General features: G+C 35.9%; 10 protein-coding genes. 6 read left to right on the forward strand and 4 right to left on the reverse strand.

Going from position 1 to position 19,070, the window contains the following annotated elements:
* Nucleotides 1-10 precede the first annotated feature (10 nt).
* The gene (gene acs, locus E0I26_RS05650) at nt 11-1,918 is read left to right on the forward strand and encodes an acetate--CoA ligase (RefSeq protein ID WP_131915526.1); all 1,908 of its coding nucleotides are present in this window, start codon (nt 11-13) and stop codon (nt 1,916-1,918) included.
* A 113-nt stretch (nt 1,919-2,031) separates the two neighbouring features.
* Here the strand turns inward: acs and E0I26_RS05655 are convergent, their stop codons facing one another.
* The 4 genes from E0I26_RS05655 to E0I26_RS05670 all read right to left on the reverse strand — a co-directional run bounded on the left by E0I26_RS05655 (nt 2,032) and on the right by E0I26_RS05670 (nt 10,780).
* Nucleotides 2,032-4,920 (reverse strand): alpha-amylase family glycosyl hydrolase, encoded by a 2,889-nt coding sequence (locus tag E0I26_RS05655; protein ID WP_131915527.1) that lies wholly within the window; start codon nt 4,918-4,920, stop codon nt 2,032-2,034.
* A gap of 73 nt (nt 4,921-4,993) precedes the next feature.
* Complete coding sequence (locus tag E0I26_RS05660) at nt 4,994-6,139, reverse strand: SusE domain-containing protein (protein WP_131915528.1); 1,146 nt, start codon at nt 6,137-6,139, stop codon at nt 4,994-4,996.
* Nucleotides 6,140-6,158: 19 nt separating this feature from the next.
* Complete coding sequence (locus tag E0I26_RS05665) at nt 6,159-7,769, reverse strand: RagB/SusD family nutrient uptake outer membrane protein (protein WP_131915529.1); 1,611 nt, start codon at nt 7,767-7,769, stop codon at nt 6,159-6,161.
* A 38-nt stretch (nt 7,770-7,807) separates the two neighbouring features.
* The gene (locus E0I26_RS05670) at nt 7,808-10,780 is read right to left on the reverse strand and encodes a SusC/RagA family TonB-linked outer membrane protein (RefSeq protein WP_131915530.1); all 2,973 of its coding nucleotides are present in this window, start codon (nt 10,778-10,780) and stop codon (nt 7,808-7,810) included.
* A gap of 236 nt (nt 10,781-11,016) precedes the next feature.
* Here E0I26_RS05670 and E0I26_RS05675 point away from each other — a divergent pair, with 236 nt between their 5' ends.
* The 5 genes from E0I26_RS05675 to E0I26_RS05695 all read left to right on the forward strand — a co-directional run bounded on the left by E0I26_RS05675 (nt 11,017) and on the right by E0I26_RS05695 (nt 18,980).
* The gene (locus tag E0I26_RS05675) at nt 11,017-12,039 is read left to right on the forward strand and encodes a LacI family DNA-binding transcriptional regulator (protein ID WP_131915531.1); all 1,023 of its coding nucleotides are present in this window, start codon (nt 11,017-11,019) and stop codon (nt 12,037-12,039) included.
* 190 nt (nt 12,040-12,229) lie between these two features.
* A complete protein-coding gene (locus E0I26_RS05680; RefSeq protein WP_131915532.1) occupies nt 12,230-13,591 on the forward strand; it encodes an MFS transporter in 1,362 nt (453 codons plus the stop codon).
* Nucleotides 13,592-13,594: 3 nt separating this feature from the next.
* Nucleotides 13,595-14,251: a beta-phosphoglucomutase gene (pgmB, locus tag E0I26_RS05685; RefSeq protein ID WP_131915533.1), complete on the forward strand. Its 657-nt coding sequence runs from the start codon at nt 13,595-13,597 to the stop codon at nt 14,249-14,251.
* Nucleotides 14,252-14,352: 101 nt separating this feature from the next.
* Nucleotides 14,353-16,650: a glycoside hydrolase family 65 protein gene (locus E0I26_RS05690; protein WP_131915534.1), complete on the forward strand. Its 2,298-nt coding sequence runs from the start codon at nt 14,353-14,355 to the stop codon at nt 16,648-16,650.
* A 215-nt stretch (nt 16,651-16,865) separates the two neighbouring features.
* The gene (locus tag E0I26_RS05695; protein WP_131915535.1) at nt 16,866-18,980 is read left to right on the forward strand and encodes a glycoside hydrolase family 97 protein; all 2,115 of its coding nucleotides are present in this window, start codon (nt 16,866-16,868) and stop codon (nt 18,978-18,980) included.
* Nucleotides 18,981-19,070 lie beyond the last annotated feature (90 nt).

The raw sequence follows: 19,070 nt of genomic DNA on the forward strand, positions 1-19,070 counted from the left end.
ATCAATAATCATGAGTTACTATAAAATTAACAACTTAGAAGAATACTTCAAACACTACAAAAAATCAATTCGAGAGCCTAGAAAATTTTGGGATAAAATTGCTTCCGAAAACTTTACTTGGTACCAACAATGGGACAAAGTAGTTGATTTTAATATGGCTGAAGCCGAAATAAAATGGTTTACTGAAGCCAAAGTAAACATTACAAAAAACTGTATCGACAGACATCTTGCCAAAAAAGGGGATAAAACGGCTATCATTTTTGAGCCGAATGATCCAAATGAAGAAGCATTGCACATTTCATACAATGAATTATACGAGCGCGTTTGTAAAATGGCAAACGTATTGAAAGAACAAGGCATCCAAAAAGGAGATCGTGTTTGTATTTATTTACCAATGATTCCTGAATTAGCCATTACCACTTTGGCTTGCGCCAGAATTGGAGCCATTCACTCGGTTGTTTTTGCAGGATTTTCCGCTTCGGCAGTGACTGCGAGAATAAATGACAGCGAATGTAAAATGGTCATCACCTCAGATGGTGGATATCGCGGGAACAAAACGATCGATTTAAAAAGTATTGTTGATGAAGCGTTGGTAAATTGTCCTTGTGTGGAGAACGTTTTGGTTGCCAAAAGAATCAACTCAGAGATCAATATGAAAGAAGGTCGTGACCAATGGCTACAACCTCTTTTAGACAAAGCTTCTGATAATAATGTAGCTGAAATCATGGATGCGGAAGATCCATTATTCATCCTTTACACTTCTGGTTCAACCGGAAAACCAAAAGGAATGGTGCATACTACAGCGGGTTATATGGTGTATACCGCTTATACGTTTAAGAACGTTTTTAATTATGAGGACAATGATATTTTCTGGTGTACCGCAGATATCGGTTGGATTACCGGACATTCCTACATTCTTTACGGACCTTTATTGAATGGAGCCACGACTGTAATTTTCGAAGGCGTTCCGTCTTATCCTGATTTCAGTCGTTTTTGGCAAACGATCGAAAAGCATAAAGTTACACAATTTTACACCGCACCAACAGCTATTAGAGCCTTGGCAAAAGAAAGCATCGAATACGTACAACGCTACCAATTAACTTCTTTGAAAGTGATTGGATCCGTGGGAGAGCCTATCAATGAAGAAGCTTGGCATTGGTATAACAACCACGTAGGAGATAAAAAATGTCCTGTGGTAGATACGTGGTGGCAAACAGAAACAGGAGGAATTATGATTTCGCCAATTGCTTTTGTAACCCCAACAAAACCAACATACGCTTCTTTACCGTTACCGGGAATCCAACCCGTTTTGATGGACGAAAAGCGCAACGAAATTGAAGGCAATCAAGTTACCGGAAGTTTGTGTATTAAATTTCCTTGGCCGGGAATTGCCAGAACCATTTGGGGCGATCACCAGCGTTATAAAGACACGTATTTTTCTACCTTTCCAGGTAAATATTTTACTGGCGACGGCGCTTTGCGTGACGAAGTTGGGTATTACAGAATTACAGGCCGTGTAGATGATGTGGTTATTGTTTCAGGACACAATCTGGGCACTGCACCGATAGAAGATGCCATCAATGAGCATCCCGCAGTTGCCGAAAGTGCCATTGTAGGTTTCCCACATGACATTAAAGGGAATGCTTTGTATGGTTTTGTAATTCTAAAAGAAACAGGAGAATATCGCGACAGAGAAAATCTAAGTAAAGAGATCAATCAACACGTATCCGATCACATAGGACCGATTGCCAAGCTAGATAAAATTCAGTTTGTTTCCGGTTTACCCAAAACCCGTTCCGGAAAAATCATGCGTAGGATTTTGCGTAAGATTGCCGAAGGGGATTACTCTAGTTTTGGCGATACCTCAACCTTGTTGAATCCTGAAATTGTGGAAGAAATTAAAGACGGTAAAATTTAGATTTTAGTTTTAATTGTTATTGGAAACTGCTTCATTTATGGAGCAGTTTTTTTATGTAAAAAAGGCTGCCTTTTTACAGACAGCCTTTCAAACATTAAAACAAACAAACCGTATTATTTCTTAATGAACTTCATCACCTGAATTCCGTTATTCTCATCATACGCTTTTACTATATAAAGACCTTGATTCAAATCACTAATCATAAATTGATGCCCTTCGGATTGATTTGCATCAAACGTTTTTACCAATTGTCCCGTTATAGAAAAAATTTGAACTTTAGAAGTCGCAGCATTTAAAGTAAAATAACTGGAAGCCGGATTTGGATACAATAAAACAGTTGGTGTTTTTTCATAATCAACTATTGCCAAAGAGGCCGTTTTGTTTCCATAGATTCGGTATTCACCAGCCGGAATTGTTATTGGATCATTTACATTCATCACCGTAATTGTCGTATTATCCATCAAATTGTACCACTCTCCAGTGTAAGGAAATCCAGTTGCTACATTTTGTGCGGTTACATTAAAATTAGCCAAGATCAAAACATCTTTAAGTTGGCTTGACGCCAAAGCGCTATTGGTAATTTTGATGTTTGGATACAACGAACTGGTATTCGACATGGTTGCAGTTCCAGAAAAAACAGGCTCTACAGTTTTCATCGTAATCATTTTGGCCCAATCGTTGTAAATTTTATTTCTGTTGGTATTTTCAAGCCAATTATTCACCCATTGCGGTTGCTGTTTGGTATCTAATTTACAATCCCCAGATGTTGCATCTGACGAAGTGTTTACCGTTCCATTATTACAAGCAAAAATAGAATTTTCCCAACCTAGCTCACCAAAATGCCAAATCATCTTTGGTCCCGGGACCAATAAAGAAACGGCTCCAATTGCTGACATTCTAGACAAAGCTACATTTAGTATTTTTACATTATGGGCCATATTTGAACTATTCCCGAATTGTAAATTTTTATACATCAAGCGTTCTTCATCATGACTTTCGGCATAACCCATCAATCTATTTGCGGTGAAGCCTCTGCTCGTACTATTCATACGAGAAATATTTCCGGAATACCCCATAGACAATTCATTGTATTGACCGGTCATTATTCCCCACATCATAATTCCTTTACTTGGCGTTTCATTAATTCTGTAATTCGCCCAAAGTTGCTCTTCATCATCATTCCCTAAGTGTTCAAAAATAGTATAATGAGTCGGGTCTAAATACCAAGAATAATCGGCATATTTTTTCAAAACATCAACACGATCTTGTTGTTTAACCCCGGTACAGGCATCCTGACCACCAGCAACATTAGACGGACAATTTTGGGTAAATCCTTTGGTTAAATCCCAACGCAACCCGTCAATTTTATATTCTTCTACCCATTGTTTAATCACACGTTGCACATAGTTCTGCGTTCTTGCCTGTTGATGATTAAAATCCTCCCCTACACTATAACTATGCATTGCCGTTGCATTGAAATACGGATTCTCCGTTGAAGGAGAACCCCAACCGTCACCATCAGCATCGTTCATCCACATACGAACCATTGGATTTCTTCCAAAAGCATGGTTCAACGCCACATCAAGAATAACGGCAATTCCGTTTTGATGGCATAAATCCACAAACTCTTTTAATTTATCTGAAGTACCATAAAATTTATCCAAAGCCATGTGAAAAGAGGTATTATATCCCCAACTCTCATTGCCTTCAAATTCCATCACGGGCATTAATTCAATCGCATTTATTTTCAAATTTTTGAAATAATCGATTTTATTAATCAAGTCCTGATAGCTTCTGTTGGCATCAAAGTCGCGAACCAACAATTCATAAACTACTAGTTTTTCTTTAGCGGGTTTAACAAAATTTGTAGTGGCACTACTCCAAACATAAGGCGTTTGCCCCGTTTGTAATACCGTCACTTCACGTTCCTGACCTGGAGGATACACTGGAGGATTTGGATAGGTCGAAGCCGGAATAAAAGGATCATCATAAGGAGACAAAACAAGTGTCGAATACGGATCGGCAGTTTTCACTAAAGAAGGCGTTCCTGCAAGAGGTGTTGCATCAACTACCCAATACTGATACGTATAATTTGTACCTGAAACCAATCCGGTTAATTCTAACCAAAACTTGCCAGAGACAGGATCTTTTTTCATTGCATAAGAAGCCGTAGGTTGCCAGTTATTGAAACTTCCCGCTACATAAATAAAATCTTTGAATGGCGCATCCAAAACTAAAGTTGCTTTTGTGGCATCGGCAGTGTTGTAATTGATTCCATCCAACAAACCTGCCGGCATAGACTCACTAACTACATTCGGATTAACTATAGCACTGAACTTTTTAGTGATTACAGTTGTTCCTTGAGTAACCTGCAATTCATAATTTTGATTACCTGTAATGTTTGTATGATTATATGAATAAGTTGAAGTGGCGGCATTGGTATTTAAATTTGTGCCATTTGCTTTCAATACATAACTGGCATTTCCACCGGTATTAGTGGCTGCAATAGTCAAACTTCCGCCTGAAGCAATAATGGTAGAACTATTCTCAGCTGGAGTAGTTAGTGTAACCTGATAAATTCCAACTTCGACAAAATTATCTTGCGATTTTTTATCTCCAGTTCCATCCTTTGCTTTAACCAAAAAACCTATTTTCCCAATTCCTGTTCTGTTATAAAAGGTATTTGGCGTGAAGGTTTTAGTATACGTATCGGTAATTGAATTATAGGCAAACCTGTTCGCCTCGTTAGATGCTGTCCACGAACCATTAGTAGGACAATCAACACTGTTCGCATCATTGCTGTCAAAAGACCAGGTCCACATGTATAATGCATTTCCGGTAACTCCCCAAGTCGCTTCATTTATACTACTTCCATTGATGGTAATGGTAATAGCAGTTGTCTCCTCAAAAGTGGCTGGATTTATAGAATAAGGTACCGTTTGTTTCTGGGCAGAAGCGACAATTGAAAGGAAAAATAATAATAAAAGTATCGTTTTTTTCATAGTATGGTTTATTGGTTCGTTTTATAAAAAAAGGGCTATCCGTAGATAGCCCTTTTATAAATTATATTATATACTAGTTCAATGTAATCGTTTTAGCAATGGTATTGATTTTAAAAATCCTAAGACCTGTTGCTCCAGTATATTTAAAATTACTGTCTCCATCCAAAGCATTTTCTAACTCTGAAGAAATGGCGTATCCTTCTCCTGAATAATAGAGGTAGTTTTTACCCGTACCCCAATTTCCATTTTCGGTTCCATCATTACCAAAAAATACTCTAAAAGATTCTCCCGATTTTAACACCAATGGTACTTCAAAAATACCATCTGATATTAATGACAATTCTGTTTCCTTATCATCAGTCCAAGACCAACCACCAGGAGTAGCAGCTCCTACTAACCAAATTGAATTTGCAGCAGTTTCCCCTTGTGCAACAGTTATTGTTTTTGCAACTTGATCAACTTTAACACGATATTTTCCTGGTGTTCCAGTAAATTTGAAATTTGAATCCCCATCATTAGCATTCACTAAAGAGGAACTGATTTTATATCCTTCTGTTATATACCAAAGGTAATTTCTGCCAGAACCCCAATCTCCATTAGTGGTAAAAAATCTAAAGCTATCATTAATTAAATCAGCTGTAGAAACTAAAATATTATCATTACAAACCAACGTTAAGGGGCTATTCCAACCCCAACCTGCAGTTGAAATTCCCGCACCTACAGCATATTGATTTGGGCAGTTATTCGCTACGGCATCATTATAAGGAGTAACAGCAATTGTAATACTCTTCTCGGAAAGCATAACAACAGCCCCTGAAACACTTGACATTACTTTAAGATCATAAAAACCTTCCGTTCCAGCTACGCCTTCTAATTGTTTAACTGTGTAATTTAAATCTTTTACCAAAATGCTAAGTTGATTTAGATTCTTGATTGTACCAAGAATTTTCGCTGTACTAAAATCACCTCCTTTTTTATCAATTAATAAAGTATAAGAAACGACTACAGTTGTAGAATATTTGGCAACTGACCATTCAAATTTACTTGCCTCTACTGAAGCATTATCTTCATTTAAAACAAACTGTTTCCCTGTTATAGGCGCAGTTAGTTCAGGAGTCGAAAGCGCTTCAATTATTGGCCTATTATCAACATCATCCGCATTACATGAAACCGCTAATACACCAATAAATGCGATTAAAATTATATATATATTTTTCATTTTACTGTTTTATAAGACGTTAGTTGTATCCGGGATTTTGTTTAAACGTAGGATTCGCTTGAATAACCCTTGCTGGAATAGGCATCAAATCTCTATAAGCCTCAGTTGCATTACCGTTTATAGAACCACCTTTCCATTGCCAAATTTTATCTCCGCCTGTAAATTTTCCAAAACGAATTAAATCCGTTCTTCTATGGCATTCCCAAAACAATTCTCTTCCTCTTTCATCTAAAATAAAGTTAAGATTCATATTTGCCGCTGTAATTGTGGCAGCATTTGCTCTTGTTCTTAATTTATTGATATATCCAACTGCTTTTGCCATGTCAGTATCAGCAGCACCTCTTACAGCACATTCTGCATACATCAAATACACATCTGATAACCTGAACATAGGAAAGTCAATATCTGGAATGTCATTTCTTTGCGCAGCAGTACCGTCAGAATTTTTATTAATGTATTTTGTAACAGCATAACCATTTGTAAAAGTTCCAACATTGACAATATCTAACGTTTGACCATCAGTATAAAATGTTCCTCTTTTATCTGCTGTAGCGGTTTCGTCTGGGAAAAGTGCTACAAACTCTCTACGAGTTCTAATTCCCTGCCATCCACCATCCATACCTCTAGAAGCGGCATCCATACTACCTCCGATAGAAGCGTGCATAATAAAACTCATCCCTCCACCTGTAGCTCTAATAGCATTACCATCACCTATAATTGGAAAAATGACTTCGTTTTGAGCTCCGTTTCTGTTATTATCTGCAGAAAATAAATAGCTGTAAGGAACATTAGCAAAAGTATACCCTGATGCTGTTATGATTTCATTACATAATGTCGCCGCTTCCTTAAATTTATCGGTACCTGTATATATTTTAGCATTCAAATACACTTGTGCTAATAAAAATTTAGCCGCAGTTTTATCAATTCTACCATATTCATTTGTTTTTGAAGCAGCCAAACTATTGTCTAAATCTTTTAATTCAGATTCAACAAAAGCAAAAACTTCTGCTCTTGATTTTTGTACTGGATAAAATAACCCTACAGGATCATTTTCTGTAGTAATAGGCACATTCCCAAACAAATCCATTAAGTTGTAATAGGAAAATGCTCTTAAGAAACGAGCCTCAGCTCTAAAAGTAGCAATCTCTGCTTTTAAAGTAGCATCAACACCTCTAGCATCTAATTTTGCCTCTGTAGTTTGTCTTAAAAATTCATTGGCGACACTAATTTCATAAAATGCTCTTGAAAATGTCCCGGCCAAAAACTCATTAGCAGGCGACCAGGTTTGAGCATTTAATGTTGGCAAAGTACCATCAGCCCAAGCAATAATTGCTTCATCTGTTGTAAATTCTTGCGTTACGAAAAGCAATCTCAAATAACTGCTAAAATCGCCTCCTATTCCTGCAATATCTGCTGCCCCATCTCCATCATTACCTCCTACATACAAACCGGCATATAATTTTGCCAATACTTGTTTATACGATGCCGGATCTTGAAAAAAGGTTTCAGAAAGAAACTCATCATCATCTTTTGGAGTCACATCCAAGTCGCTCGTACATGAAATAAGCGTTAAATTCAATCCTAAAATGAATAGGAGAAAATAAGATATATATTTAAATGATATTTTCATTTTGTTTATTTTTAAAAATTTTATTTTTTAATGTCCTATTAGAAATTTGCATTTACTCCGAACAAGAAAGTTCTGGCTCTTGGATATACATTCCCATCGATTCCGTTGAATTTCTCTGGATCTAAACCGTCATATTTTGTTAATATCAAAACGTTTTGAACACCAACTGTAAATCGTAACGAAGCTGCTTTTAATAATGCTTTATCTAAAGTATAGCCAACAGTTACATTATCAAGTTTAATAAAAGAAGCATCTTTTACAAAATAATTAGACAAATAGCGCTGTGTTCCGTTATCTTCAAAAGTAAAACCTGTATTATTGTAATCAGAGCTAACATTAGACAAATCCGTTTGTCTTCTTAAACCAGCATCTGAGTATCCTTTATCAGAACTTACGTTGTCAAAAATATAATTTCCTAGACTGGCTCTCCAGTTCATCGTGAAATCGAATTTTTTATAATTTAATGTAGAAAACAATCCAAAAGTACAATCTGGTGCCGCTTTATGGTATCTGTAACGATCGCCGTCATCAATCTTGCCATCTGCATTTCTATCTACATAAGCTCCTTGAATAGGTCTCTTATTCGCATCATACAATTGCTCATATACAAAAAATGAGTTTGGAGCATATCCTACTGAATTAATCTGAATATTATTATTTGCTCCTCCCGATATAGCTCCTGTCGTATAACCCTGGAATCCTGGAACGGTAACTCCTAACTCCGAAATTTTTTGATCAATATAAGTCGCATTAAAAGCTACATTCCAAGTCAAATTATCATTTTTAATAATATCTGATTGAATACTAAATTCAACTCCTTTTGTTCTCACACTACCAATATTAAAGAAACCTTGATTTCTAATATTTGCACCATCTGGAACCGCTATATCTGCTAATAAATCACTTGATTCTTTATCAAAATAGTTAATAGATCCTGTAATTCTATCATTAAGGAATCCGTAATCTATACCTAAGTTCATCTCTGCTAATTCTTCCCATTTGATATTCTCGTTATATCCTTCAGGTCTAGCTGTTGTATAAACTGTATTCCCAAAAATATACTGTGAATTAATAGTCCCTAAAGTTACTCTTCTTAAATAATCATACTGAGCAGAAATATCTTGCTGACCTGTCGTCCCGTATCCGAATCTTAATTTTAAACCGGAAAGAGTAGCATTATCTTTTAAAAAGGCCTCTTCAGCCACATTCCATGCTAAAGCTGCTCCTGCAAAATTACCCCATCTGTTTTCTTTAGAAAAACGTGAAGTTCCATCTCTTCTGTAATTTAAAGTCACTAAATACCTGCTATCGTACCCTAAATTCAAACGTCCAAAATACGATTGTAAGTTGATCATTGGATCTGTTATAACATCTTCTTTAGGAGTTGGCTGTCTAAGCTCACCAGACTCATATTTTTCTTTTTGAAATAACTGATAGTTGTAACCCGCCGTAGCATCAATTTTAAATTTCCCTAAATCTTTAGTATAATTAAAATACGTATTTAAGTTTTTGTTTTGAAGCGCATCTGTATACGTAGAATAATTTCCTAAATTTACCCAATTACCAGAACTAAACGCATTTGGCTGATACCCTAAAGCACTTTGCGTGCTTACTTCTGTATATCCACTGCTATCAAATCTATCAATACCTGCCTCTGTAACTATTCTTAAATCTTCAAAGAAATGAAATTTATAATCTAATCGAATATTTCCCCATTTTCTGGTAGAAGTAGCTCTTCTTTCATCTTGATTTAATCGAGCCACTGGGTTTCTTGCTGGTAATAATGGTAAATTACCGTTAGCCTCTAACCATTCGAAATAGCCTCCATAACGAGAACTTGAATCAAAAACAGGTTGTGTAGGATCAAATCCAATTGCACTTCCTATAATAGCGCCTTCATCTTGAAATCTATTTTTACCAAAGGATAGATTTCCGTTGATATCAATTTTTAAATGATTATCAAATAAAACAGGATTTAATGATACTGATGTCGTAGTTCTTTCAAAAGAAGTGTTTTTTAAGATTCCAGGATTATTCACATTCCCAACAGATAATCTTACAGGTAATTTATCAAACAAAGCTCCGCTAACCGAAATATTGTTGTTTGTTGTTAACGCTGTTTGAAAAATTTCATCCTGCCAGTTTGTATTGGCAGTACCCAATAGCGCTTTTTGTGCGTTAGATCCTTTTTCATTTACCAATGCACGAAATTGGTCAGTACTTAATACATCTACCGTATTAGCGACAGTATTTACACCAACTTGAGAACTAAAATTAACTTTCACTCCACCTTTTGTTCCCTTTTTAGTTGTAATAACAATAACTCCATTTGCCGCTCTAGATCCGTAGATTGCAGCTGCAGAAGCATCTTTTAAAACGGTAAAAGACTCGATATCATTAGGGTCAATTGTAGATAAAATACTTGTAGCACCACTCGGTGTTGTATTGCTTAAAGGAAGTCCATCTAAAACGATTAACGGCTCATTAGAAGCATTTAAAGAAGATCCTCCACGGATTCTAATATCCGCTTTAGCCCCTGGTGCTCCGCCACCTGTAACATTAACACCTGAAATACGGCCACTAATCAAACTTTCAGGAGTTACATTAATCCCTTTATTAAACTCTTTAGCAGAAATTTGAGAAACTGATCCCGTAGCATCTTTCTTCTTAACGGTGCCGTAACCCACTTGGATTACAACTTCTTTTAATTGATTTGAATCTTCTTCTAAAGATACATTTAGTGATTTTTGAGAATCGTAGTTAACAACCGTATTTTTGTATCCAATATAAGAAAACACGATATTATCGCCTTTCTTAACATTAGATAACTGATATTTACCGTCAAAATCAGTAGAAACTCCATTAGCGGTACCTTGTACTTTTATATTTACTCCCGGAATAGGCTGTCCTGATACTTTATCGAGAACAGTTCCGCCAATAGTATTCTGAGCCAGAATATTAAGAGGGAGTAGCAGTACTAAAATTAACAACTTTTTATAAATTGTTTTCATACTTTTTGTTTAAATTAATTTAATTTTTTTCTTGAATTTTTATGCTTAACTATTACTTCGAATGTTAAATTTATGTAAAATTTGTCACCTCCGACATGACCTCTTTTTATTTGAGTTACGAAAACGTAATAGTGTTGAAAACTTTCTGATTTACATAAAATTTTATCAGTTTAATTACCATTTATAAAATTTAATTTTATCTTTATTAAGAAATAAATTATTACCACATCTTCATCATGAAAAGGAAAATAACGCTCAAACAAATTGCAAAAGAATTAGATGTATCAATCTCTACTGTTTCAAAGTCCCTGAGAAACAGTCTTGAAATAGGCGAAGAAACCAGACTAAAAGTACAGGCCTTTGCTAAATTCTATAATTACAAGCCCAATAATATAGCCCTTAGCCTAAAAAACAGAAAAACTAAAACTATTGGGATCATTATTCCTGAAATTGTTCACCATTTCTTCTCCACGGTTATTAACGGAATAGAACAGGTAGCCAATGAAAACGGCTATAGTGTAATCATTTGCCTATCGGACGACTCCTTTGACAAAGAGGTCTTAAACATGGAAATGCTTGCTAATGGCAGCATTGACGGTTTCATTATGTCACTTTCAAAAGAAACCCAATTCAGAGGCGACTTTCATCACATTACAGAAGTAATCAATCAAGGAATGCCTGTTGTGATGTTTGACAGAGTTACAAATGATATCCTTTGCGACAAAGTAATCATAGACGATCAATCTGCGGCTTATGAAGCGGTTCAAAGCTTGATTGACAAAGGAAGAAAAAAAATTGCCTTGGTAACTACCGTTGACTATGTTAGCGTAGGCAAACTAAGGACTGACGGTTATATTAAAGCACTTCTGGATAACGGAATACCTTTTGATGAGAACCTAATTATCAAAATTGAAGATATTGACACCTGCGAAATCACCATTGGAAAACTGCTGGAAGACAAAGCCATTGATGCTGTTTTTGCAGTAAATGAGCTTTTTGCAGTAACCATAATTAAAACCGCAAGCAAAATAGGATTAAACGTCCCTAAAGATTTAGCGGTTATTGCCTTTACCGATGGCATAATCTCAAAATATTCTACACCTACTATTACAACCGTAAGCCAGAGTGGAATAAAAATGGGAAATAAAGCGGCAAAAATGCTAATAGAAAGACTCGAATCTGAGGAAAATGAAGAAGATGAAAACTATAAAACCGAAGTAATTGAAACTCATTTGATAGAAAGAGAATCAACTAATTAGTCTTTATTTGTTAATTTATTCATTACTACAACCTTGTAGTTGAAATTCTTTACTTTTATTCGTTTCTAAAAAATAAAAGTCTGAAATATATTTTTATATTTACCCCATCAAAGCTTCAACTTTTACTTCGAAAATAAGATAAGTTTTGATAAGCATAGCGCTTATCGTATTAATTTTTTAAATTACGATAATGGAAAAGCGTAGATTAAGTTTCTGGGAAATTTGGAACATGAGTTTCGGTTTCTTAGGAATACAGATGGGTTTTGCCCTTCAAAATGCTAATGCCAGCAGAATTCTTCAAATTTTTGGTGCTGATGTCCACGAACTTTCCTGGTTTTGGATCATTGCCCCTTTAATGGGACTTATTGTTCAACCTATAATTGGACACTACAGTGACAAAACTTGGGGGAAATTTGGAAGAAGAAAACCTTTCTTTTTAGTCGGTGCTTTATTAGCCTCAATTGGTTTAATATTAATGCCACAAGCCGAAATTTTTATTGCGTTTCTACCTGCCTTATGGGTTGGTGCAGGAATGCTGATGATTATGGATGCTTCCTTCAATATTGCTATGGAGCCTTTCAGAGCATTAGTAGGAGACAATTTAAGAACGGATCAGAGAACTTTAGGATTTAGTGTGCAAACGGCCTTAATTGGTTTTGGTGCCGTTATTGGCTCTTTGTTACCCTATGTTTTGACGAATTGGTTTGGCGTTTCAAATAAAAATGAAGATAGTGGCGTTCCTATGCACTTAATTTTATCTTTTGTCATTGGAGCAGTCATTCTTGTCGCTTCAATTCTTGTTTCCATTTTTACTACCAAAGAATATTCTCCGGAAGAATTAGCTCAATTTGAAGACGAAATGGCGCATCAGGAAACCAGAGTTTCTGATACCAATCAAAAAGAATCGAGTTTATTAGACATTTTTGACGATTTTAGAAAAATGCCCACTACAATGAGACAATTGAGTTGGGTACAATTTTTCTCTTGGTTTGGCCTTTTCGGAATGTGGGTTTTTACTACTCCTGCCATTGCCCATCATATTTACGACTTACCTATTACGGATAGCAAAAGTACCGCCTATCAAAATGCAGGCGACTGGGTTGGCGTACTGTTTGGCATTTACAATTTGGTTTCCGCGTTCTATGCTTTTGCTTTACCCTATATCGCAAAAAAATTCGGTAGAAAATTGACGCATTCTATTTCGCTAATTGTTGGTGGTCTTGGATTGATTTCCATTTATTTTGTACCCAATGAAGACTGGCTAGTCCTGTCTATGATAGGTGTTGGTATCGCTTGGGCCAGTATTTTATCCATGCCTTATGCCATATTAGCCGGATCAATATCTCCAATGAAAATGGGAGTTTACATGGGAATTTTCAACTTCTTTATCGTTATCCCTCAAATTATCAACGCCTTAATTGGCGGACCATTAGTAAAATATTTATACAATGACAATGCCATATTTGCATTAGTCACTAGTGGAGTCAGCTTCTTGATTGCTGCTGTTTTAGTAGTTAAAGTACAGGATGTTGATGACGTAATAAAACAATAATCGATGAATAAAAAAGCATTTATATTCGACTTGGACGGAGTGATTGTTGACACGGCTAAATACCATTATTTAGCGTGGCAAAAAATCGCAAATGAATTAAATATTGAATTTACACTGGAGCATAATGAATTATTAAAAGGAGTGAGCCGCGTGCGCTCTTTGGATATTATATTAGAACTAGGAAAAGTAGAAGCTGCACAAGAAGATAAAGACCGATGGTTGGTTCAAAAAAATGAGGACTATTTATCCTATTTAGTTGATATGGACGAAAGTGAAATTCTTCCGGGAGTTTTCACCATTTTAAAATTTCTGAAAGAAAACAAACAACCAATCGCTTTAGGTTCAGCCAGCAAAAATGCCAGACCCATTCTGGAAAAAACAGGATTACTACCCTATTTTGACGCTATTGTCGATGGAAATGATGTGTCAAATGCAAAACCGGATCCTGAAGTTTTCCTGATTGCGGCTAAATTATTAAACACAAAACCAGAAGACGCCATTGTTTTTGAAGATTCAGTTGCAGGAGTTCAAGCTGCCAATATTGGAAACATGACCAGTGTAGGAATTGGTGAAGCAGCGATTTTGCATGAAGCAAAATACATATTTGAAGATTTCACTGAAATTGACACCAACTTTATTAAGGAATTAATAAACAACTGAAAATTAAAAGATTAAAAAACTAGAATCAAAAATTATTTGAGATTAAGAATAGCATTACAATCTTTAAATTTTAAAATTTTTGAATCTTTAAATTAGAAAAAATGAATCAAGATTATATAAAACCAGATAATTGGTCTATCATAGAAGAAGGATTTGATGCAGAGAGCGTGAAATCATCTGAGAGTTTGTTCAGCATTGGAAACGGGGCAATGGGGCAACGTGCTAATTTTGAAGAAAATTATACTGGAGAAACATTCCAAGGAAGTTATATTGCCGGAATATATTATCCCGACAAAACCAAAGTGGGCTGGTGGAAAAACGGTTATCCGGAATATTTTGCCAAAGTTTTAAATGCACCCAATTGGATTGGAATCGACATCGAAATCAACGGAGAAAAACTGGATTTGAATACCTGTTCAGAAGTCAAAAACTTTCGTCGTGAGCTGAATATGAAAGAAGGTTGGTACAATCGTTCTTTTGAAGCGACTTTAAAAAACGGAACTGAAATCGCAGTTACTATTCGTCGTTTTCTTTCTATCGTTTTAGATGAAGTTGGGGTAATTAATTACGAAATCATCCCTTTAAACAAAGATTCAAAAATAATTTACAAACCGTATATCGACGCTGGTGTAACCAATGAAGATGCCAACTGGGAAGAAAAATTCTGGGAGCCGCTTGACGTAAAAAAATCTGGAAATGAAGCTTTTGTAACGGCTCAAACGTTCAAAACACATTTCAAAGTAACTACTTTCATGCAGAATAGCATTTTGACTAATGGTGAAAAAACAGCTATTTCTCCTTCCAATATTGATGCAACATCCGATAAAATTCAATTTAGTTACGATGTAATTGTTGCTCAAGGCCAAAAGTCATCCATCCAAAAAATTGGTGGTTACACGGTTTCTTTAAACCATGAAAATACAAATACTGCTGCGGAAAAAGTAATTCAGTCTGCATTAACATTAGGATACGACCAAATGTTGCAAGACCAGATTGATGCTTGGGCAAAAATTTGGGAAATGTCAGACATTACCATTGATGGCGATGTAAAAGCACAGCAAGGGATTCGTTTCAATATTTTTCAGTTAAACCAAACCTATTTAGGAAAAGATTCCCGTTTGAATATTGGACCAAAAGGATTCACGGGCGAAAAATACGGAGGTTCTACCTATTGGGACACTGAAGCGTATTGCATTCCGTTTTACATGGCGACCAAAGATCAAGAAGTGGCTCGAAATTTATTGACCTACCGTTACAATCAATTGGACAAAGCCATTGAAAATGCTGCCAAATTAGGATTTACTAACGGCGCCGCTTTGTATCCAATGGTAACGATGAACGGTGAAGAATGTCATAATGAATGGGAAATTACTTTTGAAGAAATTCATAGAAATGGAGCCATCGCATTTGCCATTTACAATTTTTACAGATACACAGGCGATTACAGTTATATTCCTGAAAAAGGATTGGAAGTATTAATAGGAATTGCTCGTTTTTGGCACCAAAGAGCCAACTTTTCGACTAATTTAAACCAATACGTAATTCTTGGAGTTACCGGTCCAAACGAATACGAGAACAATGTAAACAATAATTTCTACACCAATTATATTGCCAAATGGTGTCTGGAATATACGTACGAACAGATTCAAAAAGTATCATTGGAATATCCTTCGGATCACAAAAGAATTACCGAAAAAGTAAAAATCACGGATGCTGAATTACAATCTTGGAAAAAAGTTTCGGATAATATGTACTTCCCTTTTTCCGAAGAACATAACGTGTATTTGCAACAAGACGGTTTCTTGGACAAAGAATTAGTTCGCGTAGCCGATTTAGACAAAAGCCAAAGACCAATCAACCAAAAATGGTCTTGGGACAGAATTTTACGTTCGCCATACATTAAACAAGCCGATGTTTTACAGTGTTTCTATTTCTTCGAAGATCATTTTTCGAAAGAAGAACTAAAAAACAATTTTGAATTTTACGAATCCTTTACGGTTCATGAAAGTTCACTTTCTCCTTGTGTACATTCGATTCAGGCTGCTTTATTAGACAAAATGGATATGGCGTATACCTTCTATTTGAGAACTTCTCGTCTGGATTTAGATGATTATAACAAAGAAGTGGAAGAAGGTTGTCATATCACTTCTATGGCCGGAACCTGGATGAGTATTGTGGAAGGTTTTGGCGGAATGAGAATTAAAGAAGACCAACTTCATTTTTCTCCAAAAATTCCAAAAGAATGGAATGGCTATTCGTTTAAAATCAATTTCAGAAATCAGATTCTGAAAGTAGCTATTAATCATAAGGAAACCACTTTTTCTGTGGATGGAGATACCGATTTAGCCATTGTGGTAAATGGACAAACTGTAATCGCTACAAAATTTGAAATGGTCTAAAATAATAGTTTCAATAATTTATTGACTATTAAAAAGTTAAGGAGTCCTGCAAGGTTTCAAAAACCTTGTAGGTATGTTGAGATTAATTTGTCATACCTACAAGGTCAAAAAAGACCTTGCAGGATAGAGACGTAAATTATATCTAGCACATTAACGGCAGTTTAAAAACAGAATAATAATCGAACTCAGGTTTATAACTTTTTTAATTTAAAAACATGAAGAATTTCATTTTCTCCGCTTTCATCTTGCTTACATTTTGTAACATAACCAGAGCACAACAATTAAAATCCCCCGAAGGAAAATTTGTGATGGAATTTTCGCTGCAAAGCGATGGCACTCCAACTTACAACCTTAAATACAAAAACAAAGAGGTTGTTAAATCCAGTAAATTGGGTCTTGAACTAAAAAATGACACGAAATCATTACTGAATGATTTTACTGTTATGGATACTAAAACAACCACTTTTGATGAAACCTGGAAACCGGTTTGGGGAGAAGTGGCAAAAATCCGTAATCATTATAACGAACTTGCGGTAACCTTAAACCAAAAAGGAACCGACAGACAGTTAATAATTCGTTTCCGTTTGTTTGACGATGGTCTTGGGTTTCGCTATGAATTCCCTTCTCAAAAAAACCTTACGTATTTTGTAATCAAAGAAGAAAGAACCCAATTTGCCATGACGGGTGACCACACCGCTTTTTGGATTCCGGGAGATTATGACACACAGGAATACGATTATACAAAATCGAAATTATCTGAAATCCGTAGATTATCTGAAGCTGCCTACACTGCAAACGTTTCACAAAAGAATTTTTCTCCAACCGGAGTTCAGACATCGCTTATGCTAAAAACTAAAGACGGATTGTATATTAATCTGCATGAAGCGGCGTTAATCAATTATTCTTGCATGCATTTGAATCTGGATGATAAAAACATGGTTTTTGAATCATGGCTTACACCAGATGCCAAAGGCGACAAAGGATACATTCAAGCACCGAGTGTTTCACCTTGGAGAACGATAATTGTTAGCGATGATGCCAAAGACATTTTGGGTTCAAAAATGACATTGAATCTGAATGATCCATGTAAAATTGAGGATACCTCTTGGATAAAACCAGTTAAGTATATTGGTGTTTGGTGGGAAATGATTACAGGAAAAAGCTCTTGGGCATATACTGATGAATATCCTTCGGTACAACTTGGTGTTACTGATTTTTCAAAAGCAAAACCCAATGGCAAACATGGTGCAAATAATACCAATGTAAAGAAATATATCGATTTTGCAGCCCAAAATGGTTTTGATGGTGTTCTGGTTGAAGGTTGGAACGAAGGTTGGGAAGACTGGTTTGGGCACTCCAAAGATTACGTTTTTGATTTTGTGACGCCTTACCCGGATTTTGATGTGAAAGGTTTACACGAGTATGCAAAATCAAAAGGAGTTAAAATGATTATGCATCACGAAACGTCTAGTTCGGTACGTAATTACGAGCGTCATATGGATAAAGCGTATCAGTTCATGAAAGACAACGGATATGATGCGGTGAAGAGTGGCTATGTAGGTGATATTTTGCCTCGTGGAGAAAATCATTACAACCAATGGATTGTAAATCATTACCAATATGCCCTTGAAAAAGCAGCCGATTATAAAATTATGGTCAATGCGCATGAAGCCGTTCGTCCAACAGGAATTTGCAGAACCTATCCAAATTTAATTGGTAACGAAGCAGCCAGAGGAACGGAATATCAGTCTTTTGGAGGTTCTAAACCGAATCACGTAACGGTATTACCTTTTACCCGTTTAATCGGCGGACCAATGGATTATACGCCTGGTATTTTCGAAATGGATTTAAGCAAATTGAATCCTGATAACAAATCGCATGTAAACAGCACTTTGGCAAATCAATTGGCTTTGTATGTAACCATGTACAGCCCGTTACAAATGGCGGCGGATCTTCCTGAGCATTACACTAAATTTGCTGATGCATTTCAGTTCATTAAAGATGTAGCAATCGATTGGGATGAAAGCAACTATTTAGAAGCAGAACCTGGCGATTATGTAACTGTAGCCCGTAAAGCAAAAGGAACCAATAACTGGTTCGTTGGAAATGTAAACGGGGATACAAGCCGTACATCAAACATCAATTTCAGCTTCCTTGAAAAAGGCAAAAAATACACGGCAACCATTTATGCAGATGCCAAGGATGCTCATTACAAAACAAATCCGCAAGCGTACACTATCAAAAAAGTGGCTGTAACAAATAAATCAAAATTATCGCAGCTTTCTGTGCAAGGTGGCGGTTACGCGATTAGTATAATTGAAAATAAATAAATATTTTAGTTAACCATATAAGAAATATAAGTTCCTTTAAGTTGATACTTCGATAGATTTCTCTTAGATGTCCTTATATTTCTTATATGG

The organism is Flavobacterium rhamnosiphilum (genome assembly GCF_004349195.1).
Taxonomy (GTDB): Bacteria; Bacteroidota; Bacteroidia; order Flavobacteriales; family Flavobacteriaceae; genus Flavobacterium; species Flavobacterium rhamnosiphilum.